This window comes from Sulfurimonas sp. (assembly GCF_034005705.1).
In the GTDB taxonomy this organism is placed as follows: Bacteria; Campylobacterota; Campylobacteria; order Campylobacterales; family Sulfurimonadaceae; genus Sulfurimonas.
This window is the reverse complement of record NZ_JAVEUF010000003.1, coordinates 1-11,918: the sequence shown is the minus strand read 5'-3', so window position 1 is coordinate 11,918 and position 11,918 is coordinate 1. Positions and strand designations below refer to the sequence as shown.

The 11,918-nt window shown below is 39.4% G+C and carries 16 protein-coding genes; 1 reads left to right on the top strand and 15 read right to left on the bottom strand.

What is annotated here, in order from left to right; translation table 11 throughout:
- Positions 1-7 precede the first annotated feature (7 nt).
- Positions 8-718: a YebC/PmpR family DNA-binding transcriptional regulator gene (locus RBR61_RS02720; protein ID WP_320341972.1), complete on the bottom strand. Its 711-nt coding sequence runs from the start codon at positions 716-718 to the stop codon at positions 8-10.
- Positions 719-870: 152 nt separating this feature from the next.
- On the opposite strand from RBR61_RS02720, the gene RBR61_RS02715 reads away from it, so the two are divergent.
- Complete coding sequence (locus tag RBR61_RS02715) at positions 871-1,362, top strand: hypothetical protein (RefSeq protein ID WP_320341971.1); 492 nt, start codon at positions 871-873, stop codon at positions 1,360-1,362.
- Here RBR61_RS02715 and RBR61_RS02710 read toward each other — a convergent pair.
- From RBR61_RS02710 to atpD, 14 genes are all read right to left on the bottom strand, one after another.
- On the bottom strand, positions 1,352-2,083 hold the full coding sequence (locus RBR61_RS02710) for an ATP-binding protein (RefSeq protein WP_320341970.1): 732 nt from the start codon (positions 2,081-2,083) through the stop codon (positions 1,352-1,354). The genes RBR61_RS02715 and RBR61_RS02710 overlap by 11 nt on opposite strands.
- A 7-nt stretch (positions 2,084-2,090) precedes the next feature.
- The gene (locus tag RBR61_RS02705; protein ID WP_320341969.1) at positions 2,091-2,792 is read right to left on the bottom strand and encodes a 5'-methylthioadenosine/adenosylhomocysteine nucleosidase; all 702 of its coding nucleotides are present in this window, start codon (positions 2,790-2,792) and stop codon (positions 2,091-2,093) included.
- Between the two features lie 8 nt (positions 2,793-2,800).
- Positions 2,801-3,538 carry a nitrilase-related carbon-nitrogen hydrolase gene (locus tag RBR61_RS02700; RefSeq protein WP_320341968.1) on the bottom strand — a complete coding sequence of 246 codons (738 nt, stop codon included), beginning with the start codon at positions 3,536-3,538 and terminating at the stop codon, positions 2,801-2,803.
- Positions 3,519-4,457, bottom strand: coding sequence for an ACP S-malonyltransferase (gene fabD, locus RBR61_RS02695; protein ID WP_320341967.1), 939 nt, complete (start codon positions 4,455-4,457; stop codon positions 3,519-3,521). Before fabD ends, RBR61_RS02700 begins: the two co-directional genes overlap by 20 nt.
- The gene (locus tag RBR61_RS02690; protein WP_320341966.1) at positions 4,454-5,233 is read right to left on the bottom strand and encodes a helix-turn-helix domain-containing protein; all 780 of its coding nucleotides are present in this window, start codon (positions 5,231-5,233) and stop codon (positions 4,454-4,456) included. Before RBR61_RS02690 ends, fabD begins: the two co-directional genes overlap by 4 nt.
- Positions 5,208-5,720, bottom strand: a complete 513-nt coding sequence (locus RBR61_RS02685) for a peptidylprolyl isomerase (protein WP_320341965.1) — start codon at positions 5,718-5,720, stop codon at positions 5,208-5,210. Before RBR61_RS02685 ends, RBR61_RS02690 begins: the two co-directional genes overlap by 26 nt.
- A gap of 57 nt (positions 5,721-5,777) precedes the next feature.
- Complete coding sequence (locus tag RBR61_RS02680; RefSeq protein ID WP_320341964.1) at positions 5,778-6,728, bottom strand: tetratricopeptide repeat protein; 951 nt, start codon at positions 6,726-6,728, stop codon at positions 5,778-5,780.
- A 6-nt stretch (positions 6,729-6,734) separates the two neighbouring features.
- Positions 6,735-7,310: an OmpA family protein gene (locus RBR61_RS02675; RefSeq protein ID WP_320341963.1), complete on the bottom strand. Its 576-nt coding sequence runs from the start codon at positions 7,308-7,310 to the stop codon at positions 6,735-6,737.
- A gap of 72 nt (positions 7,311-7,382) precedes the next feature.
- Positions 7,383-8,633 (bottom strand): Tol-Pal system protein TolB, encoded by a 1,251-nt coding sequence (gene tolB / locus RBR61_RS02670; protein ID WP_320341962.1) that lies wholly within the window; start codon positions 8,631-8,633, stop codon positions 7,383-7,385.
- Positions 8,634-8,636: 3 nt separating this feature from the next.
- A complete protein-coding gene (locus RBR61_RS02665) occupies positions 8,637-9,404 on the bottom strand; it encodes a TonB C-terminal domain-containing protein (RefSeq protein ID WP_320341961.1) in 768 nt (255 codons plus the stop codon).
- Entirely contained in the window at positions 9,397-9,789 is a 393-nt protein-coding gene (locus tag RBR61_RS02660) for a biopolymer transporter ExbD (RefSeq protein ID WP_137013522.1), read from the bottom strand. The genes RBR61_RS02665 and RBR61_RS02660 overlap by 8 nt, the downstream gene beginning before the upstream one ends.
- Positions 9,790-9,791: 2 nt before the next feature.
- Positions 9,792-10,358, bottom strand: coding sequence for a MotA/TolQ/ExbB proton channel family protein (locus RBR61_RS02655; RefSeq protein ID WP_320341960.1), 567 nt, complete (start codon positions 10,356-10,358; stop codon positions 9,792-9,794).
- Between the two features lie 3 nt (positions 10,359-10,361).
- On the bottom strand, positions 10,362-10,754 hold the full coding sequence (atpC, locus tag RBR61_RS02650; RefSeq protein ID WP_320341959.1) for an ATP synthase F1 subunit epsilon: 393 nt from the start codon (positions 10,752-10,754) through the stop codon (positions 10,362-10,364).
- 16 nt (positions 10,755-10,770) lie between these two features.
- Positions 10,771-11,918: F0F1 ATP synthase subunit beta (gene atpD / locus RBR61_RS02645; protein ID WP_320341958.1), on the bottom strand; the 1,148-nt coding region annotated here is incomplete at its 5' end.

The window sequence follows — 11,918 nt, the reverse complement described above, 5'->3', positions numbered from 1 at the left end:
AACACCTCTATGCCAAATTCGTAAATACTTTTTGGACATCCTCGTCATCTTCTAGTCTATCTAATATTTTATCTATATCTGCTTGCTGTGCTTCTGTTATCGTGATAGGTGCGTTCGCCATTCTCTCCAGATTTGCTTTTGTGATCTCTATGCCCATATCTTCTAATGCGCTGTTTAATGCGCCAAAGCTTGTATAATCACCCGTGAGTATCACAACTCCGTCCTCTTCTTCTATATCTTCGAGGCCTGCATCTATCAACTCCAGCTCAAGCTCCTCTAAATCCATACCATCCTTTAAAGGAAATTCAAAAAGAGCTTTTCTGTCGAACATAAACTCCAAAGAGCCCTTTGTAAGCATCTCGCCGCCATGCTTTGTAAGTATATTTTTTACATTAGCTACTGTTCTTGTATTATTGTCGGTCATACACTCTATAAAAAGCTGTACGCCATGTGGAGCTTTTCCTTCAAAACTAACTTCCATCATGCTTGCCGTATCTTTTGCGGTCGCTCTTTTTATAGCCGCTTCAATATTGTCTTTTGGCATATTTTCAGCTTTCGCGTTCAAGATAGCCGTACGCAGTCTTGGATTCATATCAGGATCAGTTCCGCCCTCTTTTGCGGCCATAGTAATAATTTTTCCAAGTTTAGGAAACAGTTTTGACATTGCCCCCCATCTTTTTAGCTTTGATGCTTTTCTGTACTCAAAGGCTCTTCCCATAGATATATCCTCATTTTAGTATTCTCTGTTTATTATGCTTATGCAAAATTAAAATCGTATTATACCAAATCTGCGCTCTTAAATAGAGTTTTGCGTAGCCATTAATAACTCTATTTGGTATAATATCGCATTAGATTATTCAAGGTATTTAAATGCAGCTTGCCTCTAAGATCAAACACTATCTATTCAATGCTTTTCGCGAACTCTTCGTATACAATCACAGCTCTCTTGAGTTTCGTGCCAAACTCTTTGCTCTAATTCTAAGTGCAAATGAAAATATAAAAGCAGACGACTTCTTAATTATTAAAAAGATCGGCATGAATATATATAAAAATGATGATGAAAGAGCAAATCTTCTTATGCTAAATACCAAAGAGCTTGTAAAAAAAGTAAAAGAAAACAATGGGCTTGATATTGATACGCTCGTCTCAAATATTCAAAAAGAGCTAAAACTCATGCCAAGATATGCAAAAAAAATAGATATTGACTCGCTCAAGGAGCTTCTTTTGCTCTCGCACGACAGAGATACAATCTCATATCAAGAGAATATGATAGAGTTCTTGCAAAAAACAAAAGAGGAGACTCTTCATGAGAGAAGATCACAAATCGAAAAAGATGAAGAGAAGATAGAGTCTAAATATTAAACCTCTCTTTATCAAAAAAGGTCTCTACTGAGATATTTTTAAATGCAGCGTTCAAGCTTGTAAAGAGTGATGGAAACTCCTTCTCCATTTTAGAGAGCATCTCTTTTGTGTTTGCTCTTGCATAAGGCATCTTGACATCAAATCTCATTGCCGGACAAGCTTCATCACCAATGGTAGGAATACCATTATCAAGAGCAAAAGCCGCAAGCTGGCGCTCTCTCATCTGGATCAATGGACGTATGACAATCAATCCGTTATCCGCTCTGTATTTCGGTGCAAGAGAGCGAAGTTGCCCGTTATAGATAAAGTTCATAAAGAAGCTCTCCGCTGCGTCATCCATATGATGGCCCAATGCAACTTTATTACAGCCGTGCTGCTGTGCTGCGCTGTAGAGCGAGCCCCTTCTCATACGTGAAAAAAAACTGCAAAACGACGAGTTTTTTCTTATTTTTTCCTCTGCCAACTCATATATCTGCGTATCATGAATAGCATGCGGTATCTCATGCTCTCTGCAGTGTGCGATCAATTTATTAAAATTTTCACCCATCCCGTATGAGACAGTCACCGCAATAAACTCAAACTTAAAAGGTGCTCGGCGTTGCTGCTCTTTTAGCGCATGGACCAATGTAAGCGAATCTTTTCCGCCGCTAAGACCTACTAAGATCTTGTCACCCTCTTCTATCAAACCGAACTCGGCATTTGTCTTTCCGAGCTTAGACATGATTTTTTTAGATATTTTTATCGACAACTTTGTCCACCATTTTCATAACAAACTCAGCGCTCTCTTTAGCACTAGTCTCTAAAAATTCGTCAAAACTAAAGCTAGCATCCATATCAGCCGCATCACTGATCGCACGAAGTATAAAGAACGGCACGTTTAATGCACTGCAAACCACAGCAACACTCCCGCCCTCCATCTCAAGCGCATCCGCGCCAAACGTAGAGCCTATCCAGTTCTTTCTCTCTTCGTTTGCCACAAACTGATCTCCTGTCGCAATAATTCCCTCTTGTACTTTCTTGCCCATGCTTGCAGCAACATCTTTACTCATCTCAATCATATCTTTATCGGCCTCCACAAAGACCGCTCCTTCGGGAACATAGCCAAAAGGGTGACCAAATGCGGTAATATCCAGATCGTGCTGGGAGAGCTTTGTAGCAACTATCAGATCACCTACCTTTAATGTAGAGGATATTGCTCCCGCAACCCCTGAAAACAGAAGTTTGGTTGCTCCAAAATGCTCGATCATAGTCGTAGCGGTAAGAGTAGAGAATACCTTGCCTATCTTCGAGTAGGCAATTACCAGTTCAACTCCTCTATAGTTTGCCTCGTAATATCTGTTTTGGGCATACTCTACCGTTTTATACGAGCCGACTTTTTCGAGTATCGGAGCAACCTCTTCTGGCATTGCCCCCATTATTGCTATTTTCATAAACTCCCCTATATTTTAAATGTTTTTACTTCTTTTTTGTAACGCGGCAACTTGTGTAATATTTCTGCATTTTCATCAACTATACAGCTTCCGCCCCAAAAACCAAGCCCATCCTCAAAACCAACCCTGTTTACAAAGATAAGTTTAGCTCTGCACTCCGCGGCAACTGTTCTGATTATCTCGTACCACTTATCTTCTATATCCAGTCCCCTGTCACTAAAACCTCTTGCAGGAGATGCGACAAGTGCCACTATATAATCCGGGTTCTCTGCCATCAGCTTTTCATGAACATCCTTATGCCAAAGATCTTCACACACAACCATTGAGACTTTTCCAAACTGTGTTGAAAAACTCTCAAAAAGAGTTCCCGCTTTAAAATATCTAGCCTCTTCAAACATCCCGTAGTTTGGAAGATGCACTTTATAGTGTTTAGAGAGAAGCCTCCCATTTGAAAAATAGAGTGCCGTATTTCTAAAGCTCTCTTTGTCTCTTATAGCAGCACCTATAACTATATCCGTCTTAAGGCTCAGCTCTTTTAAGAGATCAAGCTCATCAATCTCCCACGCATCTTCATAGAGCTTATCTTGAAGTAGATAGCCGTTTAAAGACAACTCACCAAATACAATTAAATCACTATCATCTTTATGGGCATCAATGATGGATGCAACTTCCTCTAAGTTTGAGCGATTAAGTCTTGGCGATGTCTGAGCTAATGTTATTCTCATCTTAGTTGCAAATTTTCTCAATGACTTCTTGTAGTGATTTCATATCTGAGACATTGTAAGTCTCTAGATTTGGAGCGATTCTTTTGTTCAAACCTTTTAAAGTTGCTCCGTTTCCAAACTCGATCGCAATATCTACCTTGTCTGCTATTGCCAATATAGACTGTTTGTATTTAACAGGTTTTATAAGCTGTTCTGTTAAAAGCTCTACTGCTTCATTTTTAGTCGCATATCCCCCAGTAGTCACATTTGAGATAACAGGTGCTTCAAAACTATCCTCGATCATCCCCTCCATCAAACTCTTAAGCGGGATCTGAGCAGGTGAAAGCAGCTCACAGTGGCTCGCTACAGACATATTTAAAAGAAGTGCTCTTTTTGCACCCGCATCTTTAAAAGTCTGTTCCAAAGATTCCAGATCACTCTTCATTCCTGCAACAACAAGCTGCCCATCCTGATTATAGTTTGCCGGCCAAACTTTTTTCCCCTGACTTTGTGCATCTGCACATATCTTCTCAACGCTCTCATCATCAAGACCCATAACCACCATCATGCCTGCCTCAATATCGGTACAAGCATCCTGCATAAGCTGTCCGCGTCTGTGAACAAGTTCTACCGCGTCGGTATAATCTATCGCACCGCTGGCACACAGAGCTGAAAACTCACCCAATGAGTGCCCCAAGAAAAGTTCAGCTTTTATATTTGGACACTTCTCCTTAAAAAGACGATATGCTACCATTTGAACCAAAAGAATTGCAGGCTGTGTATATGCAGTCTGATTCAACAAGTCGTGTTCAGCGAAAATCAACTCTTCAAATTTAAGCCCTGCTCTTTTTCCTGCCTCTTCAAACATCTCACGTGCGACTTCCGAATTATCGTAAAAATCCTTTCCCATCCCTGTAGCCTGAGAACCCTGTCCTGCAAAAATCATCGCTATTTTTTTCATTTTATCCCTTTTTCTAAGTAGTTTATATTGTCAGCCATCTTTTTTCTAAGAGTATTTCTGTTTAATCCAAGTTTGTCTGCAAGCTGGAGCTGAGATCTGAATCTCTTAAGTCCCGCCCTGATAATTGGAACCTCATAAAGATGTAAAAACTTTTTATAGTCATTATTGGAACCTAGACGTTCAACTAAATAGTTTTGAACTATCTCCATTATCTCATCTTCTTGAATATCCTGCAGAAGATAATTTATCATAACCTGTCTTCTTAGAGAGTTTGAGTTTTGGCTCAAATCAGGCTTGAAAGATTTTACTTTAAACTCATCTTTTGAACAAAAGAGCAGAGACGCTTCTTTGATGAATTTTTCTATTAACGCATCAACATCTTCTGGTCTCTCTCTAAGCGGAGGTATCTCGAACTTAACACTGAAAAATTTATCTGCATCTTTATTATAATATGAACTTTTGGCAGTTGCCACCACTCTTATGTTCTTAGCGCTTAAAGCGTCTAGTACTTTTTTTATATTAGGTGAGTTTTCTATATTCGTGATAATCACGCTCTTTATGCTCTCAAGAGCAGCTAAAAGCTCATCATAATTCGATGCATCAAAAATAGGAGCATCAGGAAGTATGTAGTGAGCCAAACTTCTCTTGCCCACCCCGACCTCTCCTGTTATGAGAGCGTTTACGTTTAGTGATTTTAAGAGAGTGGCTGTTTTAAATGCTTGTGCCGAAGATGGACATGCAGTTATATAACTAGCATCCACAACCAGTGCCGCCACCTGTGCCACAGCAGTCGTCGTGCTGGTTCTCTACAGGAATACCACTCATGATCTCATCAGCAGAAGCTTCTCTGATATTGTTTATAGATACTACGAAAGCCAAATCTTTGCCAGCCAATGGATGGTTAAAGTCAATAATAACACTCTCATCGCCTATCTCTTTAACAGTGACCTGAACAGTGCCGCCATCTTCGCCTTGACCATAAAGAGTCATTCCCTCTTCTAGATCAATGCCCGAGAATTGATCTTTAGGAACCTCTTGAATAGCCTCAGAGTTATACTCGCCGTATGCATCTTTTGCCTTTACGGTTACTTCAGCCTTTTGACCTATGCTCATATCTGCTATAGCATTCTCAAGCCCTGGAATGATCTGACCTTTTCCAAACATAAATACAAGCGGCTCGCCGCCGATGTTGCTATCTACGACTTTTTCTCCGTCATTGACTTCATACTCTATCGATACGATTTGATTTGTCTCTATTGCCATTTTATATGCCTTTTATTTTTTGTGATTTTATCATAATTACAGTAATTACTAAATCTATTACTGTTGGATCTTGCTTAGTCTGCTTTTAGCCGTTTTTGCAGAGTCGCTGTTTGGAAATTGTGAAATTACGGCATCATAAAAAGTTGCCGCATTTTTTTTATCACCTGTCTCATCCATTGAGATTGCAGTATGCAACATCAAAAGAGGCATATAATCAGCCTTTGAGTAGAGTGATGCGCTTTTTTTAAAGTATGCTATTGCCTCAGCATAATTTTTTCTGTAATATTCTATCTCTCCAACCATATAGTGGGAACGAGCAGGTTTATAGTTTTTGTCAATTAAATACTTATAATATTTGATCGATTCGCTATAGCTCTTTTTGTCATAAAGGTCTTTTGCCTTTGTCTCAACTTCTCCATTGCTCATTCCCTCGTAAGTGGACTGTTTTGGAGCTTGTTTCTCTTTTGCTTTTAGCTCTTTTGCTACCAGATCTTTAAAGTTGTTGACATCGTTTACGAGTGAGTTAAACTCACTTTTTGTAACGTATGACTCGTTGATAGAGTCGACGATCTTAGAAATCTCGATGATCAATTGATTAATCTTCTCTATCTCTTTAGTATTTACAACTATAGAGTTCGTATTATCCTCTATAGCTTTAGATACTCTTTTCTCATACTCAACACCGCTTTGATCTTTAGCCATACTCTCATCAACTAAAGATTTGATCTTTAGTCTGTTTTCATGCGACGATGTGCTAATGCTCTCGATGATGCTCTGCAGCCCGTCGACTCTCTGTCTGAGAGACTCTACTTCATTTGCCTGATTATTGCTTTTTACGACAACTTTATTGAGATTTTTTTTAGTCTCAAGTAAAACAGCCTCTGTCGAGGTTAAGCCGTATGGATTGGGATTATTTAGATCTCCTGCGCCAAACGCTGAAGGTTCGGCACTCAAGAGATAACAAGGGAGGGTAACTGCCAGAAAGGCAATTGATTTAACCATGTTCATATAGTGTTATGGTAGAAGTTTAAAGTCAACTCTACGATTTTTAGCCCAGCACTCTTTAGTCTTATCGTTACAAACCGGATTGCTCTCGCCAAAACTTACCATTGTTATACGGCTTTCATCAACACCCTCTGCAACAAGAGCTTTTTTAACTGTGTTAGATCTTTTTAATCCAAGAGCAAAGTTATACTCATCACTTCCCCACTCATCACAATTGCCCTCTAGTTTAATAGAAAAATCTTTTGCCTGATTCTTTGCAATAGTTGCGTCTGTCGAAAGATTGCCTTGCATATCGTTTCTTATGTTAAACTTGTCAAAATCAAAATAGATAGTCAACAACTCTTTCTCTATTCTCATCATTGCCTGACCGTCTGTCTCTTGTGAAGTGCCGTCACTCATAACCGATGCTTCGCTAGAAGATACAGTCTCTGTTTGAACAGGAGCAACTTCTTGAGCTGAAGGGTCTTGTACAACTTCTTGAGCACTACTGTCAACCGCTGACTCATCAATCTTTGGATCCTTGTCACCACATCCGCTTAACATTAAAAGTGCCGCTATAGCACTAGAGATTAAAATGCTTTTCATCTTTTTCTACCTTCAATTTTAGTTGTTGTGATTGTACCAAAATAAAATTAATATATTTTTATAATCACAATTTTACCAATCCATAGATTGGACTTTTCCGTACTTTAGAGGAAAGAGATAATTTTTGTTATGGTTTAGTCTAATTATACCTATAGAGCTTTGAGCCTTATAGTTTTTAATAAAGATTATCGCATCACCGTCCACGGAAAACCTAGGAAACTCATTCACACCGACTGCTGTCAATCTTCTTATAAAATCAGTCTCCATGGAGATCAGATGAAGATTAAAGGTGTTATCGCCGAAAGATTCGGAACTCTCTCTTGCCTTATAGACTATATACTGACCAAAGACACTACAGGCAGCATTGCTTTTGCCGTAGTAGACCATCTGCTCAACACTTCCTGTATTCAAGTTCTTTGAAAAGATATTCGGATATCCTAAACGGTCCGAGACAAACACTATGCTATCGTTGCCAAGAAACTGAGCGCCTACGTCAATACCGCCAAAAGTGGTCAGTTTTTTCATGCCTTTGGTTCTTACATCATATAGAAATATATCCGGCTGGCCCTGCGGCGCCATTGTCAAAAGAAGCTTGCTGCCGTCATCACTGACATCCGAACATATCATCATTCCATCAGAAGATTTTATGACCCTGCTCTGACCTGTTTTAATATCAACATACTTCAGCGTAGGCACCTTCTCATCTAAAGAGCTGTAATAAAATGCACTCTGCTCTTTATTCGCCCACTTTGGAAATATATTAAAGCCGCCTTTAACAACAACATGCTGATATGTAAGGGTATAATCTGCGATCACCAGCTCGCTTTTTTGAGCATCTACCATTCTTGAGAAGATAACTTTTCTCTTCATCCACTCCACAGGCGCTTCACCCATAAACTTGTTTATATCATACGCGATGGTGTGAGATACAAACATATATACGTTAGTGTTGCCGACTTTATAGTTTTTGTTAAATATCACTTTGTCTTGACTTATCAACTTAAGCTCTAGATTAAGTGCGCGGCTGTCATCTTCGCTCAGTTTGTATCTAAGCACGTAGTTCATATCTTTATTCTCTACCAACACAGTGCTTTCGTCATAACTTACTTTACGATGATATCTGTCTACATTGAATATAGAGAGAACGTTTAAATCGGCTACCAAAGATTTAAAAAATCTGTTTCTAAAAGTCTCATCATAACTAACAGATGAATCCTCAATTGCCAGGGATGGAAGTGAATCAACCTTTTTTATGACCTCTATAGTGGCATCACTTGCAAACATAAAAGTGAGTGTAATAAAAAATGAAATCAAAAATCTCAAACATTACTCCTTGGAAATTAGTGTTATTTTATATCTTCCCGAACTATTGTCAGGGTTTTTTGGAAAAAGTATACCGCTGAGCCTATCTTTTATCTTATCGCACTCTCTGTTTAGAGCTTCATTGTCCGAATAGGCAAGAATTCTAAAATCTATTACCTTACCCATTGCACTAAGCTCTATAACAGCAGTTACTGCGTTGCCTTGTGAGTTTTTCGGAGGATAAAACTGCTCATATACCAAAGCTTGAATTTTAGCCAAATATTCATTAACCTCTGTTGCCGTCGAGCTCTTTGAACTCTCATCATCTGTTTTTGGCGTATCCAAGCTCTGGATTTTCTGAGAGATGGATTCGGCTCTGTTTGCATCTGCTTTTTGGATCTTTCTTTGGATCTCGTCTAAAACCCTCTTGTCGGTTTGCGGTTTTTTGACCTCTTGTGTTTTTTTGATATCCTGTGTCCAAACATCACTAAATAGTTCTTCAACACTTCTTACTTTTTTTTGAACCTCTGTTGTACTATTCGGTTTTGATTCTTCTTTTACGACAGGCTCTATCTCCTGCTCTTTTTTTACAGGAGCCTCTTTAGTTTTTTTGGCACTGGATTCTATCTTGGGAACATCCATAGATATGGATATATAGTTCTCTTTTTTCATAGCAAAGCTCTTTATCTCTTTTGATGAAGTTATAAATAGCAAAAAGAGGATAGAGAAAAATAGAAAGAGAGAGAGCGATATAGCACCGCTAACATAGAAGTAGGAGTTTTTATTATCCATTAGTAGCTAATGATACCTCTGTAAAACCGGCTTGTTTGACAGCAGCCAGAACAGACATAACAACACCGTAGTCCAAACTTTTATCAGCACTGATAAGCACAGTTGCCTTTAAGTCAAGCTTCTTTGAGTATAGAAAAAAATTATCCAAAAACGCATTTAGCTGGTAGTTGTCTTTATTGACCTTAAGATTCAAATCTTTATCTATCGTAATATGAACAGGTGGTATTTTAGAGAGTGATTTTGTTTTTGAGCTCTGAGGAAGATTAATCTTCTCCTCATAGATCATATTTGGCGCTATAACCATCATAATAGCCAATAGAACCAACATTACATCCACTAACGGCGTAATATTTAGTTCAGGTTTTTCATCCCAGTTATAAGCCATTTTTACACTTTTCTAGCTATTATTGCATCGCTTTGCATCTCTATAAAGCTAATTAGCTCAAATGATTTTCTCTTTAGTATCTGATGGTACGTATAAGCAAATATTGCAACGAAAATACCCGCTGCTGTTGCAACCAGTGCATCAGAGACTCCGCTTGCAATAACGGACATTCCCCCGCTGCTCTGCCCTATATGAGTAAACGTATCCAATATTGAGACAACGGTACCGAATAGTCCAATAAAAGGAGTTGTAGAAGCAAATACCGATAATACAGAAAGGCCCTTTGTTGCATCTTTTGTTGCTGCTGATGCGGCAAGTGTTAAAATATCTCTTGAACTGTTTGAGCTTGTTTTTAAAAAATTGCTTAAAAAAGATTGTGTATCTACAGTTGTTGCACCCATAAGAAGAGACTCTAAGGAGCGACTCTCAATTTCATGCCAACTGTTTAGAGAAAAATATCGGTAGAAGAACACCCAGTTGAGCACTATAAAGTATAGTGCCAAGATCGCCAAGACAGCGAGTGTTACAGGGTGGCTTTTTATATAAAAATCAATTATTTCGTTAATCATAATCTAGAGTAAATTTTGCGCTGCAGACTCAAGCCTTGCAGTAACGGTAGCAATTGCAGGATTGTTATCCTTAATAGATTCAATAAGTTCCTTAGCATCTTCAAGCGCTTTAGAAACAGCACTCTCTGTCTCTCCGCGAATTGCTACGGCACCCTCGACCAAAACAATAACTTTTTCCTCATCAACTTGAACTACGCCCCAATTAATAAGAATTGATTCGACTGATTTATCCTCTTTCTCTATATCGATCACACCCGCTTCAAGCAGTGTGGTCAAACAAGAGTGTTGTGCTAGAACTCCAAACTCGCCCTCTTCACCGGGAAGAGTCACGCTAACAGCTTCATCGTTGTAGATAACGCCGTTAGGAGTCAGGATTTCAAGTTTAAACTTATCCATGTCAGTCCTTTATGAATTACTTCATTTTTTCAGCTTTTTCAATCGCCTCATCTATACCACCAACCATGTAGAAAGAACCTTCCGGCATGTGGTCACATTCACCATTAAGAATCATTTTAAATCCTTTAATAGTGTCATCTAAAGAAACATATTTACCCGGAGAACCTGTAAATACTTCAGCAACGAAGAACGGTTGTGACAAGAACTTCTCTATCTTACGAGCACGTTCAACAACATTTTTATCATCTTCGCTAAGTTCATCCATACCAAGAATCGCAATAATATCTTGCAAATCTTTATATTTCTGAAGTGTCTGCTGTACACCGCGAGCTACACTGTAGTGCTCTTCACCTAAGATTTGCGGATCAAGTAATCTTGAAGATGAATCCAGTGGATCAACAGCAGGGTAGATACCTTTTTCAGCAATTTTACGGTTAAGAACCGTTGTCGCATCCAAGTGAGCAAAAACGGAAGCCGGAGCCGGGTCGGTCAAGTCATCCGCAGGAACGTAAACAGCTTGAACAGATGTGATCGAACCGTTCTTAGTAGATGTAATACGATCTTGAAGGGCACCCATCTCACGAGCCAATGTCGGTTGGTAACCAACAGCTGATGGAATACGACCAAGAAGAGCAGACATCTCTGAACCAGACTGTGCGAAACGGAAGATGTTGTCGATGAACATCAATACGTCAAGACCTTTTTCATCTCTGAAGTACTCAGCCATTGTAAGACCTGTTAAAGCGATACGGTTACGTGCTCCCGGAGGCTCACTCATCTGACCATAGCACAGTGCAACTTTGTCAAGTACGTTCGAGTCCTTCATCTCGTGGTAAAGGTCATTACCTTCACGTGTTCTCTCACCGACACCTGCGAATACAGATAGACCGTCATGACCCATTGCAACGTTGTGGATAAGCTCCATGATGATAACTGTTTTACCAACACCGGCACCACCGAACAATCCAACTTTACCACCCTTAGAGTAAGGCGCTAAAAGGTCAACAACTTTAATACCTGTCTCAAACATCTCTGTTGTAGTCGACTGCTCAACCAGTGCAGGCGGCTGACGGTGAATTGACCACATAGGAGCGTCAGTTACCTGCTCACCTTCATCTATAGTCTCACCGATAACGTTGAAGATACGTCCAAGTACTTTTTCAC